The 26,583-nt window shown below is 69.2% G+C and carries 27 protein-coding genes; 18 read left to right on the top strand and 9 right to left on the bottom strand.

All coding sequences use genetic code 11. The annotated features are described in order from the left end of the window. Window positions 1-37: 37 nt before the first annotated feature. A complete protein-coding gene (locus tag ACFXMV_RS02130; protein ID WP_378502496.1) occupies window positions 38-649 on the bottom strand; it encodes a MaoC family dehydratase N-terminal domain-containing protein in 612 nt (203 codons plus the stop codon). 241 nt (window positions 650-890) lie between these two features. On the opposite strand from ACFXMV_RS02130, the gene ACFXMV_RS02125 reads away from it, so the two are divergent. From ACFXMV_RS02125 to ACFXMV_RS02100, 6 genes are all read left to right on the top strand, one after another. Continuing rightward, window positions 891-2,066, top strand: a complete 1,176-nt coding sequence (locus ACFXMV_RS02125) for a Rieske 2Fe-2S domain-containing protein (RefSeq protein ID WP_378502636.1) — start codon at window positions 891-893, stop codon at window positions 2,064-2,066. Window positions 2,067-2,114: 48 nt separating this feature from the next. Next, on the top strand, window positions 2,115-3,296 hold the full coding sequence (locus ACFXMV_RS02120; RefSeq protein ID WP_378502136.1) for an acyl-CoA dehydrogenase family protein: 1,182 nt from the start codon (window positions 2,115-2,117) through the stop codon (window positions 3,294-3,296). Between the two features lie 43 nt (window positions 3,297-3,339). Further along, window positions 3,340-4,263 (top strand): biphenyl-2,3-diol 1,2-dioxygenase, encoded by a 924-nt coding sequence (gene bphC / locus ACFXMV_RS02115; RefSeq protein WP_378502637.1) that lies wholly within the window; start codon window positions 3,340-3,342, stop codon window positions 4,261-4,263. A gap of 108 nt (window positions 4,264-4,371) precedes the next feature. After that, a complete protein-coding gene (locus ACFXMV_RS02110; protein ID WP_378500426.1) occupies window positions 4,372-5,844 on the top strand; it encodes an FAD-dependent oxidoreductase in 1,473 nt (490 codons plus the stop codon). A 212-nt stretch (window positions 5,845-6,056) separates the two neighbouring features. Beyond that, on the top strand, window positions 6,057-6,920 hold the full coding sequence (locus ACFXMV_RS02105) for an IclR family transcriptional regulator (protein ID WP_378502638.1): 864 nt from the start codon (window positions 6,057-6,059) through the stop codon (window positions 6,918-6,920). Continuing rightward, window positions 6,917-7,852 (top strand): alpha/beta hydrolase, encoded by a 936-nt coding sequence (locus ACFXMV_RS02100; RefSeq protein ID WP_378500428.1) that lies wholly within the window; start codon window positions 6,917-6,919, stop codon window positions 7,850-7,852. The genes ACFXMV_RS02105 and ACFXMV_RS02100 overlap by 4 nt, the downstream gene beginning before the upstream one ends. 3 nt (window positions 7,853-7,855) lie before the next feature. Here the strand turns inward: ACFXMV_RS02100 and ACFXMV_RS02095 are convergent, their stop codons facing one another. After that, window positions 7,856-8,545: a PadR family transcriptional regulator gene (locus ACFXMV_RS02095; protein WP_378500429.1), complete on the bottom strand. Its 690-nt coding sequence runs from the start codon at window positions 8,543-8,545 to the stop codon at window positions 7,856-7,858. 127 nt (window positions 8,546-8,672) lie between these two features. Between ACFXMV_RS02095 and ACFXMV_RS02090 the strand changes: the two genes are divergently transcribed. After that, entirely contained in the window at window positions 8,673-9,191 is a 519-nt protein-coding gene (locus ACFXMV_RS02090) for a flavin reductase family protein (RefSeq protein WP_378500430.1), read from the top strand. On the opposite strand, the gene ACFXMV_RS02085 is transcribed toward ACFXMV_RS02090, so the two are convergent. Then, window positions 9,188-10,822 (bottom strand): AMP-binding protein, encoded by a 1,635-nt coding sequence (locus ACFXMV_RS02085; RefSeq protein WP_378500431.1) that lies wholly within the window; start codon window positions 10,820-10,822, stop codon window positions 9,188-9,190. The genes ACFXMV_RS02090 and ACFXMV_RS02085 overlap by 4 nt on opposite strands. A 148-nt stretch (window positions 10,823-10,970) precedes the next feature. Here ACFXMV_RS02085 and ACFXMV_RS02080 point away from each other — a divergent pair, with 148 nt between their 5' ends. From ACFXMV_RS02080 to ACFXMV_RS02060, 5 genes are all read left to right on the top strand, one after another. Next, a complete protein-coding gene (locus ACFXMV_RS02080; protein WP_378500432.1) occupies window positions 10,971-11,342 on the top strand; it encodes a nuclear transport factor 2 family protein in 372 nt (123 codons plus the stop codon). Between the two features lie 15 nt (window positions 11,343-11,357). Next, on the top strand, window positions 11,358-13,022 hold the full coding sequence (locus tag ACFXMV_RS02075; RefSeq protein ID WP_378502639.1) for an FAD-binding protein: 1,665 nt from the start codon (window positions 11,358-11,360) through the stop codon (window positions 13,020-13,022). A 14-nt stretch (window positions 13,023-13,036) separates the two neighbouring features. Continuing rightward, a complete protein-coding gene (locus ACFXMV_RS02070) occupies window positions 13,037-13,294 on the top strand; it encodes a hypothetical protein (protein WP_378498444.1) in 258 nt (85 codons plus the stop codon). 429 nt (window positions 13,295-13,723) lie between these two features. Continuing rightward, on the top strand, window positions 13,724-15,232 hold the full coding sequence (locus tag ACFXMV_RS02065) for an MFS transporter (RefSeq protein ID WP_378498445.1): 1,509 nt from the start codon (window positions 13,724-13,726) through the stop codon (window positions 15,230-15,232). Between the two features lie 194 nt (window positions 15,233-15,426). Continuing rightward, window positions 15,427-16,293: an alpha/beta fold hydrolase gene (locus tag ACFXMV_RS02060; RefSeq protein ID WP_378498446.1), complete on the top strand. Its 867-nt coding sequence runs from the start codon at window positions 15,427-15,429 to the stop codon at window positions 16,291-16,293. 11 nt (window positions 16,294-16,304) lie between these two features. On the opposite strand, the gene ACFXMV_RS02055 is transcribed toward ACFXMV_RS02060, so the two are convergent. Beyond that, complete coding sequence (locus ACFXMV_RS02055; RefSeq protein ID WP_378498447.1) at window positions 16,305-17,219, bottom strand: GDSL-type esterase/lipase family protein; 915 nt, start codon at window positions 17,217-17,219, stop codon at window positions 16,305-16,307. 289 nt (window positions 17,220-17,508) lie between these two features. Between ACFXMV_RS02055 and ACFXMV_RS02050 the strand changes: the two genes are divergently transcribed. The 6 genes from ACFXMV_RS02050 to ACFXMV_RS02025 all read left to right on the top strand — a co-directional run bounded on the left by ACFXMV_RS02050 (window position 17,509) and on the right by ACFXMV_RS02025 (window position 22,184). After that, entirely contained in the window at window positions 17,509-18,189 is a 681-nt protein-coding gene (locus ACFXMV_RS02050) for a PaaI family thioesterase (protein WP_378498448.1), read from the top strand. A gap of 189 nt (window positions 18,190-18,378) precedes the next feature. Beyond that, on the top strand, window positions 18,379-18,762 hold the full coding sequence (locus ACFXMV_RS02045; protein ID WP_378502640.1) for a hypothetical protein: 384 nt from the start codon (window positions 18,379-18,381) through the stop codon (window positions 18,760-18,762). Window positions 18,763-18,859: 97 nt separating this feature from the next. Further along, window positions 18,860-20,032 carry an NADH:flavin oxidoreductase gene (locus tag ACFXMV_RS02040; protein ID WP_378498450.1) on the top strand — a complete coding sequence of 391 codons (1,173 nt, stop codon included), beginning with the start codon at window positions 18,860-18,862 and terminating at the stop codon, window positions 20,030-20,032. A gap of 147 nt (window positions 20,033-20,179) precedes the next feature. Continuing rightward, entirely contained in the window at window positions 20,180-20,512 is a 333-nt protein-coding gene (locus ACFXMV_RS02035) for a hypothetical protein (protein WP_378498451.1), read from the top strand. A 215-nt stretch (window positions 20,513-20,727) separates the two neighbouring features. Further along, window positions 20,728-20,952: a helix-turn-helix domain-containing protein gene (locus ACFXMV_RS02030; RefSeq protein ID WP_378498452.1), complete on the top strand. Its 225-nt coding sequence runs from the start codon at window positions 20,728-20,730 to the stop codon at window positions 20,950-20,952. Next, on the top strand, window positions 20,949-22,184 hold the full coding sequence (locus tag ACFXMV_RS02025; protein WP_378498453.1) for a type II toxin-antitoxin system HipA family toxin: 1,236 nt from the start codon (window positions 20,949-20,951) through the stop codon (window positions 22,182-22,184). Before ACFXMV_RS02030 ends, ACFXMV_RS02025 begins: the two co-directional genes overlap by 4 nt. Before the next feature lie 13 nt (window positions 22,185-22,197). Here the strand turns inward: ACFXMV_RS02025 and ACFXMV_RS02020 are convergent, their stop codons facing one another. The 5 genes from ACFXMV_RS02020 to ACFXMV_RS02000 are packed head-to-tail and all read right to left on the bottom strand — an operon-like array spanning window position 22,198 to window position 26,562. After that, window positions 22,198-22,875: an SDR family oxidoreductase gene (locus tag ACFXMV_RS02020; protein ID WP_378498454.1), complete on the bottom strand. Its 678-nt coding sequence runs from the start codon at window positions 22,873-22,875 to the stop codon at window positions 22,198-22,200. A 19-nt stretch (window positions 22,876-22,894) separates the two neighbouring features. Continuing rightward, on the bottom strand, window positions 22,895-23,656 hold the full coding sequence (locus tag ACFXMV_RS02015) for an ABC transporter permease (RefSeq protein WP_378498455.1): 762 nt from the start codon (window positions 23,654-23,656) through the stop codon (window positions 22,895-22,897). Next, on the bottom strand, window positions 23,653-24,621 hold the full coding sequence (locus ACFXMV_RS02010; RefSeq protein WP_378498456.1) for an ATP-binding cassette domain-containing protein: 969 nt from the start codon (window positions 24,619-24,621) through the stop codon (window positions 23,653-23,655). The genes ACFXMV_RS02015 and ACFXMV_RS02010 overlap by 4 nt, the downstream gene beginning before the upstream one ends. Before the next feature lie 43 nt (window positions 24,622-24,664). Then, window positions 24,665-25,753 (bottom strand): sulfate/molybdate ABC transporter ATP-binding protein, encoded by a 1,089-nt coding sequence (locus tag ACFXMV_RS02005; protein WP_378498457.1) that lies wholly within the window; start codon window positions 25,751-25,753, stop codon window positions 24,665-24,667. Further along, the gene (locus tag ACFXMV_RS02000) at window positions 25,750-26,562 is read right to left on the bottom strand and encodes an ABC transporter permease (RefSeq protein ID WP_378498458.1); all 813 of its coding nucleotides are present in this window, start codon (window positions 26,560-26,562) and stop codon (window positions 25,750-25,752) included. Before ACFXMV_RS02000 ends, ACFXMV_RS02005 begins: the two co-directional genes overlap by 4 nt. Window positions 26,563-26,583: the final 21 nt, after the last annotated feature.

Below are 26,583 nucleotides of genomic sequence, written 5' to 3'. Positions count from 1 at the left end.
GCCCGGGATCCGCGCGGACGTCATACCCCCCGCAGGCTCAGCTGGCGCGCGCGAACGTCGCCCAGGCCTTGGCGGCGACCGCGCCGCCGGGCCGGGTCGCCGTGAGGACCACGTCCACCCGCGGCTCGCCGTCCTGGACGTACTCCTGCAGCACCTCGCCGGAGCAGTCCAGGTCCTCCCCCGCCGCGACCTGCTCGAGGAACCGAGTTCGGAACCGTCGCACCGACTCCGGGCCCAACCAGTCGGTGGCGTAATTGGCCAGCAGGCCCGAGGCGATCGCGTCGGTCGCCGAGCCGTGCGTCCAGGAGTCGGCGATCAGCCGGCCCTCGGCATCCCGGAACTCGGTCAGCTGCTCGGACTCGCTGCCGCGGGACTGCACGTTGAGCCGGTCGCCCGCCCGCGGCGGGGGGCCGAAGAATCGGCAGTCCTGCTCGGCGGGCAGAACCTGCTGATCCGGCCGCGACGATCCGGGCACGAAGCCCTCGAAGCAGAGGTAGGTCGGCGGCACCACCGGGCGCTCGGCGTCGCGGTACGCGGCGTGGGTGGAGCGGGTTGCCTCCGCGAACTCGAGGATCTTCCCGCGCTCCAGGTCGACGGTGACGCCGGTGAACGGCGCGCAGGCAGCGTTCGTTGCGGTTGTGGTGATCATCGATCCGCACCTCCTTTGATCAGTTCGGATACCGCGACGGTAGGTCCGCGCGAAGCCCGCCCGGTGCCCGCTTCCCGCTGATCGGGAGGGTCCCCACACGGGCTTACTGGGCGGGGGCGAAATCCTCCCGGTCAGCGGGAAGGCCCCATGAACTCGCACGCTGACGCCCCGAAGTATGAAACGCATCACATCAGTTGGGTGTCTCGGGCGCTTTGTCTCGAGCGTGAGAGAAGAGGTAGCGATGGCGCTGCAATCCAAGTCCGACGCCGACGAGGTCAGGATGATCGAGGCTGCGGCCGCCCCGACCCGGTTTGCCCGCGGTTGGCACTGCCTGGGCCTGCTGAAGACGTTCCAGGACGGCAAGCCGCACGAGATCAAGGCCTTCGGCACCTCGCTCGTGGTCTTCCAGTCCGAGTCCGACGGCAAGATCAACGTGCTCGACGGGTTCTGCCGGCACATGGGTGGCAACCTCGCGCAGGGCACGGTCAAGGGTGACTCCATCGCCTGCCCGTTCCACGACTGGCGCTGGGGCGGCAACGGCAAGTGCACCGGCATCCCCTACGCCCGCCGCGTGCCCCCCCTCGCGCGCACCCGGGGCTGGGCCACGCTCGAGCGGAACGGCCAGCTTTACGTCTGGCACGACCCGCAGGGCAGCAAGCCCACCGACGAGGTGACCATCCCGGAGATCGAGGGCTACGGCACCGACGAGTGGACCGACTGGAGCTGGAACTCCATGTTGATCGAGGGCTCGCACTGCCGCGAGATCATCGACAACGTGGTCGACATGGCGCATTTCTTCTACGTGCACTACTCGATGCCGACCTACTTCAAGAACGTCTTCGAGGGCCACGTCGCCACCCAGTTCATGGTCTCCAAGCCGCGGGCGGACATCGACAACGGCACCAACTACGACGACCCCAACTCGCACCTGAGTTCCGACGCGTCGTACCACGGGCCGTCGTACATGATCGACCGGATCCTGAACGAGGTGAACGGGATGACGATCGAGACAATCCTGATCAACTCCCACTACCCGGTCTCCGACGACTCGTTCCTGCTGCAGTACGGCGCGATGGTGCGGAAGGTGCCGGGCCTCTCCGACGAGGAGAACAACGGCATCGGGTCGCAGTTCATCTCCGGGCTGGAGATCGGGTTCGAGCAGGACATCGAGATCTGGAAGAACAAGGCGCCCATCGACAATCCGCTGCTGTCCGAAGAGGACGGCCCGGTGTACCAGCTGCGCCGTTGGTACAAGCAGTTCTACGTCGATGTCGAGGACGTCACCGAGGACATGACCACGCGGTTCGAGTTCGAGATCGACACCACCAGGGCCCTGGAGAACTGGGACCAGGAGATCGCCGAGAACATCGCCAACGGCGTCGTGCCGCTCCAGGCCGATGCCGACGCCAACGCCTGACCCGCGACCAGCTTCCGGACCCACCGCAACACAAGAAGGAACACCATCATGACCAACAAGGCCCTCGACAATCTCATCGAGATCGCGGATCAGATCCGCGACCAGGCAACCGAGGCCGAGCGGATCGGCCGCCTGCCCGACGACACCGCCAAGAAGCTCAAGGCGGCCGGCCCGATCAAGCTGCTCCAGCCGAAGCAGTACGGCGGATTCGAGGCGCACCCCCGCGCATTCGCGGAGACCGTGATGAAGGCGGCCTCGCTGGACCCGGCGACCGGCTGGGTGTGTGGCATCGTCGGCGTGCACCCGTGGCAGCTGGCCTTCGCGGACCCGAAGGTGCAGGAAGAGGTGTGGGGCCAGGACAACGACACCTGGGTCGCCTCGCCGTACGCGCCCACCGGGATCGCCAAGCCGGTCGACGGCGGCTACATCTTCAACGGTCGCTGGCAGTTCTCCTCCGGCACCGATCACTGTGACTGGATCTTCCTCGGCGCCATGGAAGGCGACAAGGACGGCAACATGGCGCTGCCGCCGCGGATGCTGCACATGATCCTGCCGCGCAAGGACTACGAGATCGTCGAGGACTCGTGGAACGTGGTGGGCCTCAAGGGAACCGGCTCCAAGGACATCATCGTCCGCGATGCCTTCGTCCCCTCCTACCGGGTGATGGACGGCGACGAGGTGATCAACGGCACCGCGCAGAAGAACGCCGGCATGACCGAGACGCTCTACAAGATGCCGTGGTCCACCATGTTCCCGCTCGGCATCTCCTCCGCCGTCGTCGGCATCGCCGAGGGCGCGCTGGCCGCGCACCTGGACTACCAGCGCGATCGCGTCGGTGCGCAGGGCACCGCGGTCAAGGACGACCCGTACGTGCTGTTCGCGATCGGCGAGGCCGCCGCGGACATCAACGCCGCGCGCCAGGAGCTGCTGGCCAACGTCGACAAGATGTGGGACATCGTCGAATCCGGCAAGGAGGTCTCGTTCGAAGATCGCGCCGCCGGCCGTCGCACCCAGGTCCGCGCCGCATGGCGGGCCGTCGGCGCCGTCGATCAGATCTTCGCGCGCTCGGGTGGCAACGCGATGCGGATGGACAAGCCGCTGCAGCGGTACTGGCGTGACGCGCACGTCGGTCTCGCGCACGCCATCCACGTGCCGAGCACCGTGTACCACGCGTCGGCGGTCAGCTCGCTCGGCCTCGACCCGGCGGACAACCTCAAGTCGATGATCTGATCCGCGTCCCGCACCAGCACCGAAAACCGAAGAAGGACAACACATGACTGACATACAGAGCAGCACCGACATACGGGGACTCGGCTACGTCAAGGTCCAGACCAACGAGATGGAGCGCTGGCGCAAGTTCGCGTTCGAGGTGCTCGGCTTCGCCGAGGGCTCGGGACCGGATGAGAACGCGCTGTACCTGCGGATGGACGAGCGCGCCGCCCGCATGGTGATCGTGCCCGGCGACTCCGACGAGGTCATCACCATCGGCTGGGAGGTCCGCGACCACGCGGCCCTGGTCCGCGTGCAGGAGGCCGTCGAGGCCGCGGGCATCGCGGTCAAGCCGCTTTCGGTGGAGGAGGCGGACGCCCGTCGCGTCGAGGAGGTCATCACCTTCCAGGATCCGACCGGCGCCACCCTCGAGATCTTCCACGGCGCGGTCCTCGACCACAGCCCGGTCGTCACCCCGTTCGGCGCCACGTTCGTCACCGGCGCGCAGGGCCTCGGCCACGTCGTGCTGCCGGCGATGGACATCAACGGTGCGTTCGCCTTCTACACCGAGGTCCTCGGCTTCCTCTCGCGCGGCGCCTTCCGCATCCCGGCCCCGCCGGAGTTCGGCCCGATGCGGGTGCGCTTCATGGGCGTGAACGAGCGGCACCACAGCCTGGCGCTGTGCCCCGCCCCGCACGGCGGCGCCCCCGGCCTGGTGCACATCATGGTCGAGGTCGACACCCTGGACGCGGTCGGTCAGGCGCTCGACCGGGTGGTCAAGGACGGGTTCTCCGTCTCCTCGACCCTGGGCAGGCACACCAACGACAAGATGGTCTCGTTCTACGTTCGCGCTCCCGGAGGCTGGGACATCGAGTTCGGAACCGAGGGCATGCGGGTAGACGAGAAGTACTACTCCGCGGAGGAGATCACCGCCGACAGCTACTGGGGCCACGACTGGTCCGGCAGCGAGCCGCTGGCGGCGATGTAGCCACCGGCCACTCACTTCGCGCGCGGTCCCACCGTTCGTGTGCATCACCAGCGCACAGCACCGGGTCCGCGCGCGAGGTGTATCCAGACCCTGATCGAGAGGACCGCAATGACCAGCAGCACCGGGACCGTCCATCCGAGGGCGGCCGCCGAGATCGAAGTGTGGGACCACGAGGCCGACGTCGTGGTGGCCGGGTACGGCGTCGCGGGCGCGGCGGCCGCGGTGGAGGCTGCGGAGGCGGGGGCGGACGTGCTCGTCCTGGAACGGACGGGCGGCTGGGGCGGCGCGGCGGCCATGGCCGGCGGGTTCGTCTATCTCGGCGGCGGCACGCCCATCCAAAAGGCTTGTGGATTCGAGGATTCCGTCGAGGACATGAAGGCGTTCCTCACGGTTGCGCTCGGTCCGGGCACCGACAAGGACAAGATCGACGAGTACTGCGAGGGCAGTCTCGCGCACTTCGACTGGCTGGTCGAGTGCGGCGTGCCGTTCAAGCCGACCTTCTGGGGCCAGCCGGGCTGGGAGCCGCCTGGCGATGACGGGCTGCAGTACACCGGCGGCGAGAACTCGGCGCCCTTCAACGCCGTCGCCAGGCCCGCCCCGCGTGGCCACGTGCCGCAGATGGAGAACAAGCAGACCGGCGAGAAGGGCGGCGGCTACATGCTGATGAAGCCGCTCACCGACAAGGCCACCGCGCTGGGCGTGCGGTCCGAGTACGACATGCGGGTGCAGACCCTCGTCGCCGACGAGTCGGGCCGCGTGGTGGGCGTGATCGCCAAGCGGTACGGCAAGGAGGTCGCGATCCGGGCCCGCCGCGGCGTGGTTCTGGCGACCGGCAGCTTCGCCTACAACGAGCAGATGGTGGCGTCGTACGCGCCGCGCCTGGTGGGCAGGCCCGCCGCGTCCATCGAGGAGCACGACGGGCGCTCGATCCAGATGGCGCAGGCCCTCGGCGCGGACCTGGCGCACATGGACGCCAGCGAGGTGGCGTTCTTCTGCGACCCGCAGCTGTTCATCCGCGGCATCCTGGTCAACGGTCGCGGGCAGCGTTACGTCCCGGAGGACACCTACCCCGGCCGCGTCGGGCAGCTCACCCTGCTGCAGAACGACAACCAGGCCTTCCTGGTCATCGACGAGGCCGCGTACGAGGAGGGTGTGGCCGCGCCGACGGCGACCGAGCAGCTGCGCCGCCCGCCGACCTGGGTCTGCGAGACGGTCGAGGAACTCGAGTCCGAGATGGGTCTGCCCGCAGGCGCCCTGCAGTCCACAGTGGACCTGTACAACCGGCACGCCGCCGAGGGCGCCGATCCCCTGCTGGGCAAGAAGCCCGAGTGGGTCAAGCCGATCGGGACCCCGGTCGCGGCGATCGACCTGCGCGGCGCGACCGGAGGGTTCACCCTCGGCGGGCTGCGCACCTCCGTCGAGTCGGAGGTGTTGCACGTGAGCGGGGACCCGATCCCCGGCCTGTATGCGGCGGGTCGCTGCACCGCCGGCCTGTCCGCGTGGGGCTATGCGAGCGGCATTTCGCTCGGCGACGGAAGCTTCTTCGGCCGCCGCGCGGGCAGGTCCGCCGCCAAGGGGTGATCCCGCTGAACGGGCAATAACCGCAGGTCAAACGTAAGGGCCCCGGGTCGAGTCACTCGATCCGGGGCCCTTCGTCGTCCCGCGACTCGAAACGAACCACCTGGTCGTGTGTGACAGTCGACACAAGGACGTGCTATCAATAGTCATATTCCTAATAGGAATACAGCGGCCCGGAAGCCCGCCGAACCGACGCATCGCCCCCGGAGGACCCCATGACAACTTTGGTCGACGCCAGTACCCCCAGCGCCGTACTCGATCGCGTCTCGCTCGTGCTGGACGCCTTCGACGGGCCCGGCCGGCTGACCCTCGCGCAGGTGGTTCGGCGCACCGGGCTGCCGCGCTCGTCGGCGCACCGGATGCTCGAGCGGCTCGTCCACCTCCGGTGGCTGCGCCGCCAGGGCCGCGACTACGAGCTCGGCATGCGGCTGGTGGAGCTCGGCTCGCTCGCGGTACACCAGGACCGGATGCATCGGGCCGCGCTGCCCTTCCTGCACGAGCTGCACCGGGTGACCGGCCACGTCGTGCACCTGGCGATCCTCGACGGACCCGACGTCGTGTACCTCGAGAAGATCGGCGGCCGGATGGCCGCCGCCATCCCGACCCGCGTCGGTGGCCGCTACCCCGCGCACTGCACCGGCGTCGGGAAGGCCATCCTCGGGTTCGCAGGCGAGGCGCAGCTCGCGGCGCTCGACGGCGACCTGCTCAGCCGCAAGACCAAGTACTCCATCTCGACGGGGGCCCAGCTGCGCGCCGAGCTGGCCAAGGTTCGGGATCAGGGCATCGCCTACGAGCGCGAGGAATCCCTGCCCGGGTTCGGCTGCGTGGCCGCCCCGATCGGGAACATCGGCGAGGCCGTCGCGGCCGTCTCGATCTGTGGGCCGGTGGCACAGATGAAGCTCGACCACCGGCTCGCCGCGCCCGTGCGGATGACCGCGTTGGGCATCTGGCGCAATATCGAGGGCGGCCCGGTCCGCGTGCAGCCGACCCTGCAGCAGCAGCCGCGGCCGCTTCTCGGCGGACCGTCGGCCGTCCGCCCCCGCCCCGCGGCGGCTCCGTCGGACCTGCAGTACGCATGAGGGTCGACGCCGAGGTGGCGGGCCTGCTCGACGCGCTGAACGACGGATTCCCGAAGGTCGAGACCATGACCGGCGCGCAGGCGCGCGCCGCGATCCGGGCCAGGCTGAGGCTGCCCGAGCGGCCGGAACCGGTCGCGGAGGTGTCCGAGCGCACGGTCCCGGGCCCCGGCTCGGATCTCACGGTTCGGATCTACCGGCCCGCAGTCACTTCCGAGGCCGCTGTGCCGATCGTCGTGTTCGCGCACGGTGGCGGCTTCGTGTTCTGCGACCTGGACACCCACGACGGCATCTGCCGCGCCATGGCGAACGGCGTCGGTGCGATCGTGGTGTCGGTCGACTACCGGCTGGCCCCCGAGTCGCCCTGGCCCGCGGCCGCCGAGGACGTCTACGCCGTGGTGGAGTGGGCGGCCGGGCACGCGGAGGAACTCGGTGGTGACGCCCGCAGGCTGGTGGTGGCCGGGGACAGCGCAGGCGGCAACCTGGCGGCGGTCGCCTCGCTGATCGGCCGGGACCGGAGCGGCCCCGCAATCGCGGCGCAACTGCTGATGTACCCCGTGATCGCGGCGGACTTCGAGACCGACTCCTACCGGGAGTTCGCGACCGGACACTTCAACACCCGCGCCGCGATGCGGTGGTACTGGGATCAGTACGCCGCGATCGCGGACCGGGACCACCCCTATGCCTCGCCCATCCGGGCGCGGCTGGCCGGTCTGCCGCCGGCCGTGGTGATCACCGGAGGCTGCGACCCGCTCTGCTCGGAGGGTGATGATTACGCGAATGCCCTTGCGGCTGAGGGTGTTCCGGTCAACCATCGCCGGTACGACGGGGCGATTCACGGGTTCATGACGATGGGCATGCTGGCGCTGGCCCGCACCGCCCAGAAGCAGGCGTGGGTGGATCTCCGGGAACTGCTCGGGCCGGCCGACGGCTAGGGCTCACGCCAGGTCGGGGTTCTCGGCCTCGGTGTCCTCCGCCACCTGGCGCCAGGCGCCGGGTGTTGGCTTCGGGAAGCCGGCGTCGTCGCCGTCCTTGACCTGGGCCAGGACGGCGTCCGCGTGGTCGATGTCGGCGATCAGCTGCTCGGCGAGCTCCCGCTCGGCGGCGTAGTAGCGCTCGGACCATCGCAGCACGATCTGCGAGTAGGCCCAGGCCGGTTCCCTGTCGGCCCCCGCCGCGTCGGCGGCCGCCCGCCGTTCCATCTTCTCCGCGTACTCGATGTGCTCGCGCAGTATCTCCTTGAGGCGCTCCGGCTTGTTCAGGTGGCCGAGCCAGATGCGAAGCATCACACCGTGTTTGAGGATGGGTGGGTCGATCGGCGCCTCGTTGGACCACCGTCGGACCGCGGCGGTGCCGGACTCGGTGATCTTGTAGAGTCGTCGGCCCCGCACGCCGTTGTCGTGTTGCACCCGGGACGTGACGAAGCCGTGCTTCTCGAGCTTCTTCAGTTCCGTGTAGACCTGACTGAACGACGGGCTCCAGTAGAAGAACTTGATGCTCCAGTCGGCCCACTTCTTGAGCTCGTAGCCGGAGAGTTCCTCCTCGAATGCGAGCATGCCGAGTACGGCCCAGCTGGTCGCGGGCAGATTGGGTAGTTCAGACTCGGAGGCCGATTCGGTCGATGCCACGCCGGAAGCCTAACAATCGGTCCGGCGGCGGCGGCAGGGCAAGCTACCACTGACCGGGAACGTGAATGGCGCCGCGCACGGGGCGCGGCGATCCTTGTTGTTGCCCGTTTCATCAGGAGGAACCGCAATGAGCGCAGAGAACATCGCCGTCGTCGAGCAGGACGCTCTCTCGGCGCCCGACGCCGCCACGCTGAGGAAGGTGATGGGTCACTTCTGTACCGGGGTCGCGGTCATCGCCGCACACGACGGCGAACGTCCCCTTGGTTTCGCCTGCCAGTCGGTGGTGTCGGTGTCGCTGGATCCGCCGTACATCTCGTTCTGCCCGGCGAAGACGTCCACCAGCTGGCCGCTGCTGCGGGAGGCGGGCGAGCTGTGCATCAACATCCTCGCGCACGATCAGAAGGACGTGTGCTCGACCTTCGCGGTGAGCGGCGGGGACAAGTTCGCCCAGGTCGACTGGAGTCCGGCGGGCAACGGTGCCCCGGCGCTCGGCGGCGCGCTCGCCAGGATCGAGGCCACGGTCGAACTCGAGCACGAGGCGGGCGATCACACCATCGTGCTGGCCCGCATCACGGACCTGACCGCGGACGCCGACGGCCGCCCGCTGCTGTTCTTCAAGGGCGGGTTCGGCGGCTTCGAGGGCTAGCCAGTTTCGCTGGCCCGCCTGCCACCGGCGCAGGCGAGTTCGCGGAGCACCCGCCGGGACGGTTTGCCGGAGGCGATCCGCGGCATCTCGCTGAGCAGGACCACCTCGGCGGGCACCTTGTAGCCCGCCAGCGCGGCGCGGCAGTGCTCGAGCAGCTGCGGCCCGGTCACCGTGTGGCCGGGCCGCGGGACCACGTACGCGATCCCGCGCTCCCCCAGTCGCTCGTCGGGTGCCCCCACCACCGCGACCTCGCCGACCGACGGATGCCTGCTGAGCACCTGCTCCACCTCCGACGGGTACACGTTGAAGCCGCCGACGATGAACATCTCGCCGATCCGGTCGATGATCCGTAGCTCGCCGTCCTCGAGCACCCCGACGTCGCCGGTGTGCAGCCAGCCGTCCTCGTCGAGGGCGTCGGCGGTGGCGGTCTCGTCCTCGAAATATCCTGACATCACGTTGAACCCACGCACCAGAATCTCACCAGCCGTCCCGTCCGGCACGGTGTTGCCCACAGCGTCGACCACCCGTAGTCCCACCCCGGGCAGTGGCGGCGCGGCGAGCGAAACAGTGTGTGGTTCAGGATATCTCGCCGTCACTGTGCCGCTGGCCTCGGTGAGACCGTAGCCGGTGACGATCAGCGGGATGCCCAGTGCCCGGCGGATCTGGTCGAGCAGTGGGGGCGCCACCGTCGCCGCGCCGGTGACCGCGAGACGCGGGGTGTGCCCGCGCACCTGGTGCCCCGCAGACGTTGCCGCGATGAGGTCCGTGAACATCGTTGGGGGGCCGGACAACACGCTGATTCGCTCGGCCGCGATCCGGGTGAGCGCGGCGGCGGGTTCGAACACGTCCACCGCGACGTAGCAGCCGCCCGCGGCCAGCGCCGCGAGCAGGCCGGCGTTGAGGCCGAACGAATGCGAGAGCGGGGTGACCCCCAGGATCCGGTCACCGCGGCCGATCCCCAGCCGCTCGGCCAGGGACCGGTACACCCGCACGAGCTGCCCGTGCCGGAGCAGCACGCCCTTGGCCCGACCGGTCGACCCCGACGTCGACATGATGTAGGCGATGTCGTCGGGGCCGGGCGGCGTCACCCGGTTGGGGGTGCGCAGGTCGACGGGGCGCGGTGTCGTCACGCACCCGAGGAACTGGGCCCAGCTCGTGATGTGCACGTCCGGTTCGCGGTGGAAGTCGATGATCTGTCGCAGCTCCGGCAGGCCGAGGACGGGACGGTCCGGTCCGGACTCGCCCGCGGCCGCGCGCAGCATCGCCGCGTAGCCGGTACCGAGAAAGCCGTCGTCCACGAAGAGCATCCCGCTCCGGGTCCTGCGCAGCTGGTCCGCGGCCTCGGCACCGCGGGAACGGGTGTTGATCGGCACCACCACCGCACCGATGGAGTGGGCGCCGAGCGCGACCACAGCCCACCGCGCGGAGTTCGGTGCCCACAGGGCGATGCGGTCACCGTGCCGGACCCCGGCGGCGGCCATCGCCATCCCCGACTGGAAGGCCGACGCCGCGAGCTGCTCGTAGGTCAGCCGCTCCCGGCCATCCACGATGGCCTCGCGGTCGCCGTGGCGCCGGGCGGACTCGGCCAGGACGGCCCACACGGTGTCGGGGGTGATGTCGCCGACGGTCATATTCGTGGGACCGTACCGGACATCGCGGCACCCCGACAGGCAGGTCACCGGCTTCCCGCTGGGCGGGAGAGTGGGGGGCCGCGGACGACCCGCTGTGGTTACCGTCACAGCTACATATCACTTTTCGACGTGCACCAGGGAGAACCAGATGGCTTCAGCAGACGACATTCGCGCGACGGTGTCGAAGTACCTCGACGCGGTCGGGGGCGGGACCTCCGCCGACGTCGCCGCGCTGTACGCGGACGACGCCACCCTCGAGGACCCGGTCGGCACCGAACCGAAGGTCGGCCGCGAGGCGATCGAGAAGTTCTACTCCGCCCTCGACGCCGTGCGGAACACCACCGAACTGCTCACGGTCAAGGTGTCGGGCAACAGTGCGGCGTTCCACTTCCGGGTGGTCACCGAGACCGGTACGCAGACCATCACCATCGAACCGATCGACGTCATGACCTTCGATGACCAGGCCCGCATCACCAGCATGCGCGCGTTCTGGTCGCCGTCGGACATGGTCGTCGCCTGATCCGGGAGCGCGAACATGTCTGCTAGCGAACAGTCCTGGGACCACGAGGTCGATTTCGTCGTCGTCGGCAGCGGCTGCGGCGGCCTGACCGGCGCCCTTGCCGCTGCCGACCGGGGCATGGACACCCTGATCATCGAGAAGGCCTCCGTCTACGGCGGCACCACCGCCCTGTCCGGCGGCAACATCTGGATCCCCAACAACCCGACCCTCAAGCGGGAGGGGCTCGAGGATTCGCGCGCCGACGTCCGCCGCTACCTCGATGCCGTCATCGGTGACCGGGCTCCGTCGGCGAACGTCGACGCCTTCATCGACAACGGCCCGGCCACCATGGAGTTCCTGGAGAACTCCAGCAGGCACATGCGCTTCCAGTGGTGCACCGGGTATTCGGACTATCACCCGGAGAAGCCGGGCGGACGCCCCGCGGGCCGCACCATCGAGCCGCTGCCGTTCGACCTCAAGGAGCTCGGCGACGACGAGAAGCTGCTGCGTCCCGGCGCCCTCGCCACCCCCGCGGGGCTGTACATCACTTCCAAGGAGTTCGCGAAGCTCAACATGGTGATGCGCACCTGGGCGGGCCGACGCGCGGCGCTCGGCACCGGCTGGCGGGCGATCAAGAGCATCGTCATGCGCAAGCACATGGACACCCTCGGCCAGGCGCTCATCGGCCGGTTGCGGCTGGCGGTCAAGGACGCGAACGTGCCGCTGTGGCTGAACACGCCGCTGCAGTCGCTGATCACCGACGACGCGGGCGCCGTCACCGGCGTGCTCGCCCAGCGTGGCGGCACGCAGATCAGGATCCGGGCCCGCAAGGGTGTGCTGTTGGCCAGCGGCGGGTTCGAGCAGGGCGAGCAGATGCGTAAGCAGTACCTGCGCGAGGGCGGGAAGGACAACTTCAGCGCCGGCTCGGTCGACAACACAGGTGACGGCATCATCGCGGGTGAAAAGGTCGGCGCCGCACTGGATCTGATGGACGACGCCTGGTGGATGCCCTCGTTCCGGCGGCCCGACGGCATCATGCACGTGCTGGTCTCCGAGCGCTCCATCCCGCGGTCGATCATCGTCGACCAGCAGGGCAAGCGCTTCACCAACGAGGCCGCGCCGTACGTGACCTTCGTGCACGAGCAGATCGCCGGCCGTCACGACCCGATCTGGTTCATCTTCGACGGCAAGGCCAAGAACCGTTACCAGTTCGGCGGCGTGATGCCCGGCCAGAAGTTCCCCAAGTCGTGGTTCGCCACCGGGCTCATGCACCAGGCCGACACCGTCCGGGAACTCGCAGCCGCGATCGGTCTGCCCGCCGGGCAGCTGGCCGAGACGGTGGCCCGGTTCAACGGCTTCGCCCGCAACGGCAAGGACGAGGATTTCGGACGCGGCGAGAGCGAGTACGACAAGTACTACGGCGACCCGACGCTGCCGGATCCCACCATGGACGAGCTGGACAAGGCGCCGTATTACGCGGTCCGCATGCAGGCGGGCGACCTGGGCACCAAGGGTGGCGTCGTCTACAACGAGAACGGTCAGGTGCTGCGCGCCGACGGCGGGGTGATCGGGGGGCTGTACGCCACCGGCAACGCCTCCGCCGCGGTGATGGGCAACGACTACGCGGGCGCGGGCGCCACCATCGGTCCCGCCATGGTGTTCGGCTGGATCGGCGCCCGGCACGCGGCCGGCGCGCACTAGGAGGCGAGGCGACCATGCAGGAACTGAGCTGCACCAGCTGCGGTAACCGGGTGCTGGTGGAGAAATACAGCCCCACCCACACCAGCATCCAGTGGCTGGCCGACGCGCAGGCGTCCTGTCCCGAATTCGCGAAGCAGGCCGCAATCGGCATGGAGAGCAAGTGGATTCCCACCTGCACGGCATTGCGCGACTCCATCGAGGAGGTGGCGATCAGGGGCGTGCTCGAGACAGACGCGCTCCGCAGCTATCCGGTTCCCGGACGCCTGGACTGACCCCGCCCTGACCCCACAGTTCGGCCCCACAGTTCGGCCCCACAGTTCCCCAATGTCACATTGGTTCACCTCGAGTGAATCAGTGTGACATTGGGGAACTTTCGTTTTGGGGTGTGCGGAGCCGACGGTCTTGTGGCGGCCGCCCGACATCGCTCCTCGCGCCGCCGCGAGCACTGTGCTACCCGTCCGATTTGCCTGTTTACCAAGCCTTTTCGTGGTTCTTGAGGGCCGGCGTGCCGGCTTCTCGTCGCCGACCTCCCGCTGGGCGGAACGATCCATGGCGCGACATGCCGTGTGGGAACTGTGATGTCGATTACACATTGAACCGGCAAGCGTCCGGTGAATGTGAACACCCACCACTCGCCCGGCTCGAAACCACGTCGACCTCCGACATCCGAGTCCCGTGCAGGTACCCGAAAGGACCCGATGATGGTTGCTCAACCCCTACCCGGCGGATCGCCCGCCGATACCGCCGCGCAAAGGTGGACGCCTCGCCTGATCTTCTCGCTCGCCTCGCTCGTGCTTCTCCTCGAGATGCTCGCGGTCAGCTACATGATGATCTCGATGGCCCTCCCGGCGATCGCGGGTCACTACCAGACCACCCAGGGCGCCTGGCTGCTGACGTCATTCCTGCTCGTCGGTGCGGTCACCGCCCCGCTGATCGGCAAGCTCGCCGACATGTACGGCAAGCGCAAGCTGCTGCTGGCGTGCGTGGCGATCGCCGCGTTGGGATCGCTGCTCTCCGCGCTGGCCGGCAGCTACGCGGTGCTGATCGCGGGTCGCGCCCTGTCCGGTCTGCTCGTGCCCTGCCTGTTCCTGAGCTACTCGCTGATCCGGGACGTCTTCCCGGCGAAGACGATCGCGCTCGCGGTGAGCATCGCCACCAGCGGCATGGGCCTGATCGCGATCCCCGCGCCGTTCCTCACCGGCTGGCTGATCGACAACCACGGCTTCCGCAGCATCTTCTGGTTCTTCGTGATCGGGCTCGTGATCCTCGCGGCCATGATCATCGTCTCCACCGACGAATCGCCCGTGCGGCTGCGGTCGAGCATCGACCTGCTCGGTGCGGTACTGCTGGGCGCGGGCATCGCGGGCGTGCTGATCGCCGTTAGCTTCGGTCCCACCTGGGGCTGGAAGAGCGGTTCGACCCTCGCCTACCTCTTCGGTGGCGTGGCGCTCCTGCTGGCGTGGCTCGCCACCGCCAAGTTCGTGCGTGAGCCGCTGATCGACCTGAACGTCCTCGGCAGGCGGCCCGTGCTGCTCACCGCCATCAGCGCCGGGTTCGTCTACGGCTCGAGCGGACTGTTCACGATCCTGCTGCCCATGATGGCCATGACCCCCGCGATCCTGGGCCTGGGCTACGGGTTCGGCGTCAGCGCCGAGGGCTTCGCGATCTTCCAGGCGCCGATCGGACTGATGGTCGTCATCGGCGGCGTCCTCGTCGGCATGCTCGTCGGCCGGAACGTCCGTCCGCGCCCGCTGCTGGTCATCGGACTGCTCGGAATGGCACTCGGATTCGCGCTGACCGCGATGATCCACGACAACAAGGCGCTGCTCATCGTGTTCGCGGGCGTGTTCGGCACCGGCATGGGCATGGCGTACGCGTCGATCCCCAACCTGCTGATCGAGGCCGTTCCGCCGCAGCTGCAGGCCAGCACCGCGAGCATCGTGGGGGTCTTCCAGAGCGTCTTCCCTGCGGTCCTGCCGGTGATCGCGTTCACCGTGATGAACAACTCGCACATCGCGCCGATCCCGCTGGAGATGACGCAGGGCGCGATCCTCTACACCGACAAGGGCTACCAGATCGCGTTCCTGATCGGTGCCGTCGCCGCGGCCCTTGGCGCCGTCGTCGCGCTGCTGCTGCCCCGCAAGATCGAGCAGGTGAAGATCCCGGCGAGCCAGATCGCGGACGAGCCGGCCATGGTCGCCGTCGACTGATCACCTGATTCGACCGATCACCCCGGGGTGAAGGGCGCCTTCGTTCGGTCTGACCGGATGACGGTGCCCTTCACCCTTTTTGGGGCGCCCGATGTGCCCACTGACCGGAACGGCATCTGGGAGGCCGGGCCGCGCGGTGGCAGCGTTGGAAGTGAACAGCGGTCGAACCACCGTCTGTGACATGGAGGTAGGCGATGACATCGGACCTGAGCTACGAGGGCACCCTGCGGGAGATCGCCACGGACGCGGGCGTCCTGCGCTATCACGAGGCAGGCGACGGTCCCCCGCTGCTGCTGCTGCACGGCTCGGGTCCCGGCGTGACCGGCTGGCGTAACTTCCGGGGCAACCTCGGTGTGTTCGCCGAGCACTTCCGCTGTCTCGTCCTCGAGTTCCCCGGCTTCGGGGTCAGCGACGACTTCGGCGGCCATCCGATGGTCACCGCCCTCGATTCGGTGGTGAGGTTCGTCGATGCGCTCGGCCTCGACAGCGTCGACATCATCGGCAACTCGATGGGCGGCGGTGTCGGGATCAACTACGCGATCAGCCATCCGGACAAGGTGCGCAGGCTGGTGACCATCGGCGGCATCGGCAAGAACATCTTCAGCCCCGGCCCGGGCGAGGGCATCAAGCTGCTGCAGGAGTTCACCGAGGAACCGACCCGTGAGCGTCTGATCCAGTGGCTGCACTCGATGGTCTACGACCCGGCGTTGGTGACCGAGGAGCTCATCGAGGAGCGGTGGACCCAGGCCACCGATCCCGAGACCCTCGACAGCGCGCGACGGATGTACGGCAAGGCCGCGTTCACTCAGATGGTGAAGGCGATGGAGGCCTCCGATGCGCCGCCGCCGCCGTGGGCGATGATGCACCGGGTGAAGGCGCCGACCCTGCTGACCTGGGGTCGCGACGACCGCGTCAGCCCGCTGGACATGTCGCTGATCCCGATGCGCACCATCCCCAACGCGGAGCTGCACGTGTTCCCGAACTGTGGGCACTGGGCGATGATCGAGCAGAAGGACGCGTTCGAGTCCGCCGTCCTGGCCTTCCTGCTGCGCAGGGGCTAGCGCAGAGGGGGTCAGCGCGCGGAGCCGGAGCCTGCCGATCCCGACCCCAGCCCGGGCGACTCACCCGTGAGAATCGGAACGAACGTGTCCGCCATCACCTGGTGCCCCGTCTTGTTGGCGTGGATGTCCTTGTAGGACGAGCACATCCACGTCCACAGGCAGATCTGCGCGACGTTCTTCGGTAGCGGCCCGAAACCGGGCACGTCGACGGTGTTGCCGAAGTCGTTGTTGGAGAACGCGGCCGCGATATCGGCGGTCTTCCAGCCGGCGGACGCGTTGGCGCCGGCGATGGTGGCGCTGAGCACGTTGTTGGCGGCCGCGGTCGCGTTCGCCATCAGCCTTCCCGTGCCGCCACCGAGCCAGCCGGCGAGCGCGGGGTTGTAGTAGGTCATACCGACAAAGCTGACGCCCTCGCCTGCCGCCCCGCTCAGCTGCTTGTTCATCGCGGCGATGTTCTTCCCGATCGTCGCCAGCGCGTCCGTGATGCAGCCGAGGTCGGGCAGTCCGGCCGATCCGGAACCACCGCTCAGGCAGCGGTTGACGTCGTTCCCCCCGATCCCCTCGCTGACGTACCGGACTTGTCCCCGGTGAGCGGAGAGGAACTTCGTGGCCGCGTCGAGCTGCGATGTCGCGTCGGGGTAGCTGCACCGACCGCCGTTCATCATCGTCTCCGTGGTTTCGCCCGGGCAGCCGAGGCGGATGTGTTGCAGCGTCGGCTCGGACGCACTGAGGGCGGCGAAGATCCGGTCGGTGTAGGCGAAGTTCTCGTTCGTCTTCGTGTCTGGTTGATAGCCGGTCGCGAGTGAATCGCCGAGCGAGACGTAGTAGGTGGGCTCGGCGGGCAGAGGGTCCGCGATCGCGGGCGCCCCTCCGAGTGCCAATGCGGTCGCGGCGGCCGCCGCGAGTGACAGGAGCCGTAAGCGCATGGGTGCCTCCAGAGGGGCGGGCGCGGGATCGAGATCCGTGGTGCCCTGGGTGAACGGACAGCGAATCGAAGAACCCCGTCCGGGGCCGTTCGACAGGCTAAATGTTCTCGTCCGCCCGCGTGGCGGATTCCGGCCAAATCGTTACCGCCCGGTAGCCGCCGTCCCGGCGGAGCGGTGCGGGCAGGCCCGGCCCCCGTATGTAGAGTGCACATTGCGCGCATGACGCATCGTGCGCAAGGACCGTTGCCCTTCGTGCCCGGTGTCGACTTCCCGCATCTAGTGAGGCCCCGTGACCGATTCGATCGCCAGCCAGCAGTTGTTGTACGTCCAGGACCAGATGTCCGACGACGAGATCGCGCGCCAGGCGGACCTGTACGGACCGCTGACCGACAGCGTCCGGGAACTGATCGAGATCGCCCTGCTGACCGAGGTCGAGGACCTGGGCGACGTCCGCGCCGCGCAGGAGCACCTCGAGGCGGCCAAGCGGATCCTGCGCACGCGCATGAACCCCGGACCGTACGGCGTGCGTTGGGGTGCCTCGGGCCAGAAGCGGGCCTGGGGCAACGCCGCGGCCGGGCTGCGCAACGCGGTCGCGCCGCCGCTGGACGTCCACTGCGACCCCGACGGGCGGGCGTGGGCCGACTTCCACCTCGGGGCTGCCTACGAGGGCCCCGCGGGCCTGACGCACGGGGGCGTGTCCGCGCTGGTGCTCGATCAGGTGCTCGGCTCGGCGGCCGAGGCGGGCGGGGCCCCCGGCATGACCGGGACGCTCACCCTGCGCTACCGCCGTCCCACCCCGCTCGGCGCACTGCATGCGGAGGCTCGTATCGATCGGGTCGAGGGGGTCAAGACCATCGTCACCGGGCACCTCGCCGGACCGGACGGGGTCTGCGTCGAGGCCGAGGGCATCTTCATCCTGCCCCGATGGGCGCGAGGTAAGGACAGCGCAACGGTGTCCGATCCGGCCTGACCGGTTCACCGGGAAGCCGGGGGTGGTAGCGGTTTCCCTCCTGGTGGGGATGTAGATCCGAGCGTCGGCGAACGAGACTGGTAGTCAGCAAGGCGGAGAGTCTCCCGAATCCCGGGAGAGCGTCGCTGGCACAACACCTTCCGTTCCGATGTCCGGGCGGCTCGGCCACCCCGAAAGAGCGTGATCTCAATGAACACTGCCCCACACATTCTCGGGCGTCGCCCCGTGCTCGACGAATCGACGATGCGGGTGCTGCCGGAGCCGCACGAGCGCCGACGCGGCCGCATCGCCGGCATCGCCGGCATCGCACAGTTCCTCGTCCTTCTCGCCCTGCTGGGGGCGTTCGCCTTGTGGGCTGGTCGGGTGGCCTCCGTCGAGGTGTCGGCACCCGCAGGCGGTTCCGGCGTCGAAACCGTCGCGCCCGGCAGCCTCGGATCACAACATCTCGATCCGGAAACCGGTGCACTGCAGCTGGACCTCACCCCCCATACCCCCGCCGAGCTGCCCGGCTTCGGGTCGCTCGAGGCGGGAGGCTTCGAGGTGCAGCACAGCTTCCCGAGTGCCGTCATATAGCCAGGACGCGAATGCATCCCGCGGAGCGGGAGATTTTGCCGCGCCCGCGTAGGCAGCGGGTCTAACCTCGGGCAACACCAACCCGAAGGGACGCGACGTGACCCACCCCGACGTCTTGGCACCGGCAAAGCTCGGACCGCTGACGCTCCGCAACCGGATCATCAAGTCCGCGACCTTCGAGGGCAAGACGCCCCAGGCACTCGTCACCGACGACCTGATCGAGTTCCATCGCCGCCCCAGCCGGGGCGGCGTGGGCATGTCGACGGTCGCCTACTGCGCGGTGGCACCCGAGGGTCGCACCGAGTTCGGCCAGATCTGGATGCGCGAGGAGGCCAAGCCGGGACTGCGTCGTCTGACCGACGCCATCCACGCCGAGGGGGCCGCCGCGTCCGCACAGCTCGGTCATGCCGGTCCGGTCGCCAACGGCAAATCCAACGGTCTCCCGGCGCTGGCGCCGTCGCCGTCGTTCAACCCCATGTCGATGCGGCGCATCCACACCGCGACCGTCGGCGACATCGAGCGAATCGTCGCCGCGCACGCCAACGCGGCCGTGATCGCCGCGGACTCCGGCTTCGACGCCGTCGAGATCCACTTCGGCCACAACTACTTCGCCAGCTCGTTCCTCAGCCCAAAGCTGAACCACCGCAAGGATTCCTACGGCGGATCGCTGGAGAACCGGGCCCGCGTCATGCTCGAGACGGCGCGCGCCGTCCGCGACGCGGTGGGCGATCGTGTCGCGATCCTGGCCAAGCTCAACATGGACGACGGGGTCCCGGGTGGCTTCCGGGTCGACGAGTCGATTCAGGTGGCGCGGTGGCTGGAGGCCGACGGCAGCCTCGACGCGCTGGAGCTGACGATGGGCAGCTCGCTGCTCAACCCGATGTACCTGTTCAGGGGCGACGCACCGGTCAAGGAGTTCGCCGCGGTGATGCCGCAGCCGGCCCGCCTCGGCGTCAAGCTGATCGGCAAGAAGTTCCTGCGCTCGTACCCGTACGAGCCCTTGTTCATGCTCGATCAGGCGCGGCAGGTTCGCGCCGCGGTGAAGATGCCGCTGGTCCTGCTCGGCGGCGTCACCGACCGCGCGGGCATGGACACCGCGATGGCGGAGGGCTTCGAGTTCGTCGCGATGGCGAGGGCCCTGCTGCGGGAGCCGGACCTCGTCAACAAGATTGCGGCCGACCCCGGCACGCGCTCGCTGTGCGACCACAACAACAGGTGCATGCCGACGATCTTCACCGGCGCGCGCTGCGTGCTCGTCGAACGCGGCTAGCAGGACCGGAGGGGGTGCGCTGGGTGAGGTGATTCCACCCCGGTGGGGATGGATCGGTGGGCGGGGATTCGTCAGTGTTGAGGGTGCCCAGGGCATCGCGGCGGATCGAGGTACCGCACCGGTCCCAACGACTCACCAGGAGTTCCCATGACCACGTCCTTCCGCTTCCGACTGCGGTCACTGATATTCGTAGTCGGGGCCGCCGCGACCGTCGCGGTCGGCGGCGTAGCGGCCGCCCAGGCCGACGAGCTGCCACCTCCCCCCGAGTGCATTCCGGGGCCGTCCTACAGTTCTGATGCCAACGGCTGCCTACTCCCCCCGAAGCATCACGGAGCGGTGTTCGCTCCCGAGCGCCTGCAGACCATCGTGCCGGATCGGGCGTTCGCGGCGCCGCCGAGGGAATTGCACGACCGGTCGATCTGGCCGCGGCCGGGCCAGCCGGTCCCGGGTTGCGGCGGGCCGCTGGTGTTCTGCCCATAGTCGCGACGCGGACCCGACCGCTGACTGGGACGATTCCGCGCTGCATGTCGGTGTCAATCCTCCCGGTTGCATTTACGCCCCAATGCGTGCAAAACCAGGCATAGTCGTGATTCATTAGCCGCCACGAGGCCGAAGTCCAGTCTATGCTTGCTAAACAAAGCATAGGAGCCAGGATGCCGGGACCCCGCAGGAGCAATCCCACCCGAGGCTCTTCTATGCCTGAGATTGAACGCATAGGAGAACTCTTTGCGCGTCGTCGCATCGAGCTCCGTCTCACCCAGCAAGTGCTCGCCGACCTCGCGGGTGTCTCCAGATCCAGCGTGCAGGCGCTCGAATACGGCACCGGGTCGGTCAAACTCGCCTCCGTCGTGGAGATCGCCGAGATACTCGGACTGCGCCTTGAACCGATGACGGCCGCCCACGCCGACGCTCAGCAATGACCATGCCGGAGCCCGTGGTTCTACGGGAGGTCACCGCCGCGGACGTCTACCTCGGCGACAGAGTGGTGGCCAGGCTTGCCCGCGCCGCTGACGGCGATGCCATCACTTTCGATTACACAGCGGCGCCGCCCACTGTCGGGCGGCCCGTCCGTCCTGTATCGGTGTCCTGGTCACTTCTCGCCGACGCCGACTATCCGTCGGTCACCACGGGCGGGGCGGTCCCGCCGTTCTTCGCCGGGCTGTTGCCCGAGGGAGTCCGCCTCGGGGCGGCGGTGTCGTCCACGAAGACCTCCGTCGACGATCACCTCACACTGCTGCTTGCCGTCGGCGCCGACACGATCGGCGACGTCCGTGTCGTGCCCGCCGACACGGTCCCGCCCGGCCGATCCCCGATGTTTTCTCCCCATACCGATACGGATTTCCGGCGCTTGTTTGCGCGCCTCGCCGGTTCCGTCGAGGCCGATCCGGTCGGGCTCGCCGGGGTCCAACCGAAGGTGAGTGCCGCCATGTGGTCGGTGCCGACGAGCACGTCCACAGGACCAGCGATCCTCAAGCTCACGCCGCCGACCGGCTTTCCGCGTCTGGCGGAGAATGAACACTTCTTCATGCGCATGGCCGGCGCGACGGGACTCAGAGTGCCCGAGACCCGGCTGCTGCACGACGCGGACGGCAGGAGCGCGCTGCTGGTCGCGCGCTTCGACCGCGATGGGGACACCCGAATCGCCCAGGAGGACGCCTGCCAGGTCGCTGGCCTATACCCTGCGTCGAAGTACCGATTGAAGGCGGAAGTCGCGGTCTCGACTCTCGCGAACGCCTGCGCCCGCGGGGGTGGATCGGCCGCCGTCGCGACGCTCGAGCTGCTGCGGACCGTCGCCTTCTCGTGGCTGATCGGCAACGGCGATCTGCACGGCAAGAACATCTCGATATACGCACCCGACGGTGTGTGGCAGCCGACCCCGGCCTACGACTTACTGACCACCCAGCCCTACACAGGCTGGAAGGATCCGATGGCGATGCACCTCTACGGTCGCAACAACCGTTTGAGCCGAAGGCATTTCGTGGAGGCCGGCGCCCGGCTCGGTCTTCGAGAGCGGGCGCTGACCCGCATGCTCGACACACTCGTCGCGGGGGCGCGGGACTGGCCGGACAGATGTGGCGAGATCGGGTTTGCCGACCGGGAGACCGCACTTCTGACGAATCTGCTGAGGGAGCGCATCGAGACGCTGGCCTGAGCGCCCGCTTCGGTCACCGCGCGATCGGCCGCAGCACGATCTCGGTCGGGTGTGCGTCGCGTGGCGTCTCGACGGCGCCCCGCACCGCGCCCGCGACCGTGGTGGCCTTGAGGAACTGGTCCGGGTCGTACTCGCCACCCTCGGTCGCGACGATGTCGCGCTGCATGTCGGTGTCGATCCGGCCGGGGTGGATCGAGGTCACCCGCAGCGCGGGCTCCTCCAGGCGCAGCGCGTCACCGAAGGCGCGCAGCGCGAACTTGCTCGCCGCGTAGGCTCCCCAGCCCGCGTTCGCCCGCAGCCCGGCACCGGAATTGATCAGCACCACATGCCCGTTCGCCGCCCGCAGCGCCGGCAGCAGCACCCGGGTCAGCTCCGCGACCGCCACCACGTTCGCCTCGAATGCCCGGCGCCACACCTCGGCGGGGGTCTCGGCGACCGTGCCCAGGTCGGCGACGCCGGCGTTGTGCACCAGCACGTCGAGCCGGTCGATGCCCGCCGCTGCGGCGGCGACCGCGTCGTGGTCGGTGAGGTCCGCGGGCCGGCCGACGGCACCGGGCAGTTCCGCGAGTATCGGCTTCAGTGATTCCGCGCTGCGCGCCCCGAGCAGCAGGTCGTGGCTGGGGGCCAGCTCGCGGGCGATGGCGGCGCCGAGGCCGCGGCTCGCCCCCGTGATCAGTGCAGTCCGACGCATGAGTTCGAGGCTAGCCGACCTACGCGTTCTCCTTGGCGAACGTCCGGGCCCCGATCAGCCCCAGCACCAGCGCCAGGCTGACGGTGACCAGGGTGCCGACGTAGACGTCGGAGGAACCGAAGTCGCCGCGGAACAGGGCGCGGGCGGCGTCGACGGTGTGCGAGAGCGGATTGAGCCGCGCCAGCGTCTGCAGCCACCCGGGGCCGAGGGTCATCGGCAACAGGATGCCCGAAAGCAGCAGCAGCGGAACCGAAACCATGTTCAGCACCGAGGCCAGTGAATCCTCGGAGCGGGTCGCCAGCGCCAGGGCGTAGGAGGCGGAGGACATCCCGGCCGCGATGACGGCAACCAGCAGCAGGGTCAGCACGAAGCCGAGCGGGTTGGGCCGCAGGTCGAACAGCAGCACCGCGACCAGGACCAGGATGGTGGCCTGCACCATGAGCACCACCATGTCCTTGAGCACCCGGCCGAGCAGCAGCGCGCCGCGGCTAGCCGGGGTGACCCGTTGCCGCTCGATGATGCCGGCCCGCAGCTCGTACACCATCGCGAAGCCGGCGAACATCGAGCCGAACAGGCCGATCTGCATGATCAGTCCGGGGGTGAACACCAGCCACGGGTCGGTGCCCGCGCCCACCGAGCCGCCGACGCCCTCGAGCAGCGGGCCGAACAGCACCAGGTAGAGGACCGGCTGGGTCAGCCCGATCAGCACCCACAGCGGATTGCGGAGGTTCGCCCGCAGGTGGGCCCAGAAGATCAGGCCGGTCTCGTTGAGAAAGCTCATCCTTGGTCTCCGTCCCGAAGCGAGCGACCGGTGACGGTCAGGAACACGTCGTCGAGGCTGGGGCGCTTCACGGTGAGCGAGCCCGGCACGATGCCCGCCCCCTGCAGCGCGTGCAGGAGCGGGATCACCGCGGCGTCGCCCTGCTCGACGGTCAGGTGCACGTGGTGGCCCTCGGTGAGCTGCGAGCGCAGGTCGAGGGCGTCGTCGGCCACCGCGATCGCGCGGGCCGCCAGCTCCGGCGCGATCTCGAGGCTGATCACGTCGCCGGAGATGCGGCGCTTGAGCTCGTCGGGCGTGCCCTCCGCGACGATCTCCCCGTGGTCCATCACGAGGATCCGGTCGCAGAGGGCGTCGGCCTCGTCGAGGTAGTGGGTGGTGAGCACGATGGTGGTGCCGCGGTCCCGCAGGGAGCGGATGTGGTCCCACAGGTTGGCGCGGCTCTGCGGGTCCAGCCCCGTGGTCGGCTCGTCGAGGTAGATCAGGTTCGGCTGGTGCACGAGGCCGAGCGCGATGTCGACCCGTCGGCGTTGACCGCCCGAGAGCTGCTTGCACTTGCGCCCGCCGAGGCCGTCCAGGTCGAGGGCGGCGAGCAAAGCCTCGGAATTCGCGGTGGCGGCCGCCTTGCTCAGCCCGAAGAGCCGGGCCTGCAGGATCAGCTCGTCGAGGACCAGCTCCTCCTCGTTGGTGGACCCGCCCTGCGCGACGTACCCGATCCGGGACCTGACTCCCCGCGGGTCCCGGCGCAGGTCGGCGCCGGACACCACGGCCTCGCCGGCGGTCGGGTTGATGAGGGTGCTGATCATGCGCAGGGTGGTGGTCTTGCCCGCACCGTTGGGGCCGAGCAGTCCGAGGATCTCGCCCTCGTACACCCGGAAGTCGATGCCCTTGACGGCCTCGACGGGTCCGGTCTTGGTCGAGAAGGTGCGCGCGAGTCCCGAGACGCTGATCATGGCTGGGATGCTCATGGACTCACGATAGGCAGACCCACCGACAATCGGCGACCGGGTTTCAGGGCGCCAGGGCGGGATGGAGCTCCAGCTCCTGCGTCTTGACGACGAAGTAGACGTGCTGGCCGGGCGCCAGGTCGAGGTCCGCGACCGCGGCGGCGGTGACATCGGCGGCAGGCCCGATGCTGCCGTCCGGGTGGTCCGTTCCCCTGATCCGGACGGTGGTCCCGTGCACGTCGAGGTCCGCGATCGTCACCGCTATCACGTTGCGGGGGCTGGCATGCTCCGGTGGTTCGAGGTGCACGGCCACCGCGCCCGGCCGGAACAGGGCGACCGCGTCGGATCCCACGGCGGTCTCGCCGATCCCGGACAGCGTTGTGCCCCAGTCGGTCAGGAGCAGGCCCGGCTCCGCGATCGTCCCCGACACCAGGTTGACGCCCGCCATTCGGGCGGCGAAGGCGCTGCGCGGGGAGGTCAGTACGTCGCGCACGCTCCCCCGCTCGACGATCCGCCCGGACTCGATGACGATCACGTGGTCGGCCAGCGCGAGCGCGTCGAGCACGTCGTGGGTGACGAGCACGGCGGTGCGCTGCTCCTCGCGCAGGATCCGGCGGAGCAGTCGGCGGACCGCGGGCGCCGAGCCGACGTCGAGCGCCGCCATCGGTTCGTCCAGCAGCAGCAGTCGCGGGTCGGCGGCGAGGGCGCGGGCGATCGCGACGCGCTGGGCCTGGCCGCCGGACAGCTGCGACGGTCGCCTGCCCGCGAGCGGTTCGGCATCGACCTCGCGCAGCCATCGGGAGGCGATCGCTCGTGCGGCGGAACGGGTTTCGCCTCGGCTGCGCGGCGCGAACGCGACGTTCTCCGCGACGCTCAGGTGCGGGAAGAGCAACGCCTGCTGCGACAGCATGGCCACGCCGCGCGCGTGCGCGGGCACGAGCTCCCCCGACCCCGTGTCGGTGAGCACCCGCCCGTGGAGTTCGACGCGGCCCCGGTCGGGCCGGACCAGCCCGGCGATCAGCGAGAGCAGCGTCGACTTGCCGGCCCCGTTCGGGCCGAGCACGGCGAGCACCCGGCCGGCGTCGAGGTCGAGGTCGAGGTCGACGCCGCGATGCTCGAGGCGGGCGTGGACCCGAAGCCCCGCCGCACTCACAGCACACCGCCGGCCCGACGCCTGCTGGTCCCGATCACGATCAGCGCGGCGACCAGGACGAGAAGCAGCGACAGCGCCACCGCCGCTTCGGGATCGGTCTCCCGCTGCAGGTAGATCTCCAGCGGCAGGGTCCGGGTGACGCCCTGTAGCGAGCCGGCGAACGTGAGGGTGGCGCCGAACTCGCCGAGCGAGCGCGCGAAGGCGAGCACGGCCCCGGAGACCAGGCCGGGCAGCACCAGCGGGAGGGTGACGCGACGCAGCACGGTGGTCGGCCGGGCGCCGAGGGTCGCGGCCACCGTCTCGTAGCGCCGACCCGCCGTGCGCAGCGCCCCCTCGAGGCTGACGACGAGGAACGGCAGCGCGACGAAGGCCTGCGCGAGGACCACCGCGGTGGTGGTGAAGGCGATCCGGATCCCGAACGCCTCGAGCTGCTGCCCGAGCAGGCCCTGCCTGCCGAAGGTGTAGAGCAACGCGATGCCGCCGACCACGGGCGGCAGCACGAGCGGCAGCAGTACCAGCGACCGCAGCACCGACTGACCGGGAAAGCTGGTGCGGGCCAGGACGAGCGCCATCGGAACACCGACGAGCACGCACAGCACCGTGCTCGCGGTGGCGGTCCGCAGGCTCAGCAGCAATGCGGCCCTGGATGATTCGGAGGTCACGAGCGGCACGAAGTGGGCCCAGTCGATCTCCAGCAGCATCGCCACCAGCGGCAGGATCACGAAGACCGCGCCGAGCAGGGCGGGCAGGTACACCCACCGGGGCAGCCCCACGGCGACCTCGCCCCCGGTGCCCCGGGGGCGCGTCACGGTGCGGAGCACCCCGATGGG

The sequence above is a fragment of the Rhodococcus sp. NPDC059179 genome, assembly GCF_042754885.1.
In the GTDB taxonomy this organism is placed as follows: domain Bacteria; phylum Actinomycetota; class Actinomycetes; order Mycobacteriales; family Mycobacteriaceae; genus Rhodococcus_G.
This window is presented reverse-complemented; position numbering and strand designations above follow the sequence as displayed.

What these genes read in the sequence shown, in the direction of transcription:
- ACFXMV_RS02130 (WP_378502496.1), bottom strand. Translation starts at nt 649, where the DNA reads ATGATCACCACAACCGCAACGAACGCTGCCTGCGCGCCGTTCACCGGC.
- ACFXMV_RS02125 (WP_378502636.1), top strand. Translation starts at nt 891, where the DNA reads ATGGCGCTGCAATCCAAGTCCGACGCCGACGAGGTCAGGATGATCGAG.
- ACFXMV_RS02120 (WP_378502136.1), top strand. Translation starts at nt 2,115, where the DNA reads ATGACCAACAAGGCCCTCGACAATCTCATCGAGATCGCGGATCAGATC.
- bphC (WP_378502637.1), top strand. Translation starts at nt 3,340, where the DNA reads ATGACTGACATACAGAGCAGCACCGACATACGGGGACTCGGCTACGTC.
- ACFXMV_RS02110 (WP_378500426.1), top strand. Translation starts at nt 4,372, where the DNA reads ATGACCAGCAGCACCGGGACCGTCCATCCGAGGGCGGCCGCCGAGATC.
- ACFXMV_RS02105 (WP_378502638.1), top strand. Translation starts at nt 6,057, where the DNA reads ATGACAACTTTGGTCGACGCCAGTACCCCCAGCGCCGTACTCGATCGC.
- ACFXMV_RS02100 (WP_378500428.1), top strand. Translation starts at nt 6,917, where the DNA reads ATGAGGGTCGACGCCGAGGTGGCGGGCCTGCTCGACGCGCTGAACGAC.
- ACFXMV_RS02090 (WP_378500430.1), top strand. Translation starts at nt 8,673, where the DNA reads ATGAGCGCAGAGAACATCGCCGTCGTCGAGCAGGACGCTCTCTCGGCG.
- ACFXMV_RS02085 (WP_378500431.1), bottom strand. Translation starts at nt 10,822, where the DNA reads ATGACCGTCGGCGACATCACCCCCGACACCGTGTGGGCCGTCCTGGCC.
- ACFXMV_RS02080 (WP_378500432.1), top strand. Translation starts at nt 10,971, where the DNA reads ATGGCTTCAGCAGACGACATTCGCGCGACGGTGTCGAAGTACCTCGAC.
- ACFXMV_RS02075 (WP_378502639.1), top strand. Translation starts at nt 11,358, where the DNA reads ATGTCTGCTAGCGAACAGTCCTGGGACCACGAGGTCGATTTCGTCGTC.
- ACFXMV_RS02070 (WP_378498444.1), top strand. Translation starts at nt 13,037, where the DNA reads ATGCAGGAACTGAGCTGCACCAGCTGCGGTAACCGGGTGCTGGTGGAG.
- ACFXMV_RS02065 (WP_378498445.1), top strand. Translation starts at nt 13,724, where the DNA reads ATGGTTGCTCAACCCCTACCCGGCGGATCGCCCGCCGATACCGCCGCG.
- ACFXMV_RS02060 (WP_378498446.1), top strand. Translation starts at nt 15,427, where the DNA reads ATGACATCGGACCTGAGCTACGAGGGCACCCTGCGGGAGATCGCCACG.
- ACFXMV_RS02055 (WP_378498447.1), bottom strand. Translation starts at nt 17,219, where the DNA reads ATGCGCTTACGGCTCCTGTCACTCGCGGCGGCCGCCGCGACCGCATTG.
- ACFXMV_RS02045 (WP_378502640.1), top strand. Translation starts at nt 18,379, where the DNA reads ATGAACACTGCCCCACACATTCTCGGGCGTCGCCCCGTGCTCGACGAA.
- ACFXMV_RS02035 (WP_378498451.1), top strand. Translation starts at nt 20,180, where the DNA reads ATGACCACGTCCTTCCGCTTCCGACTGCGGTCACTGATATTCGTAGTC.
- ACFXMV_RS02030 (WP_378498452.1), top strand. Translation starts at nt 20,728, where the DNA reads ATGCCTGAGATTGAACGCATAGGAGAACTCTTTGCGCGTCGTCGCATC.
- ACFXMV_RS02025 (WP_378498453.1), top strand. Translation starts at nt 20,949, where the DNA reads ATGACCATGCCGGAGCCCGTGGTTCTACGGGAGGTCACCGCCGCGGAC.
- ACFXMV_RS02020 (WP_378498454.1), bottom strand. Translation starts at nt 22,875, where the DNA reads ATGCGTCGGACTGCACTGATCACGGGGGCGAGCCGCGGCCTCGGCGCC.
- ACFXMV_RS02015 (WP_378498455.1), bottom strand. Translation starts at nt 23,656, where the DNA reads ATGAGCTTTCTCAACGAGACCGGCCTGATCTTCTGGGCCCACCTGCGG.
- ACFXMV_RS02010 (WP_378498456.1), bottom strand. Translation starts at nt 24,621, where the DNA reads ATGAGCATCCCAGCCATGATCAGCGTCTCGGGACTCGCGCGCACCTTC.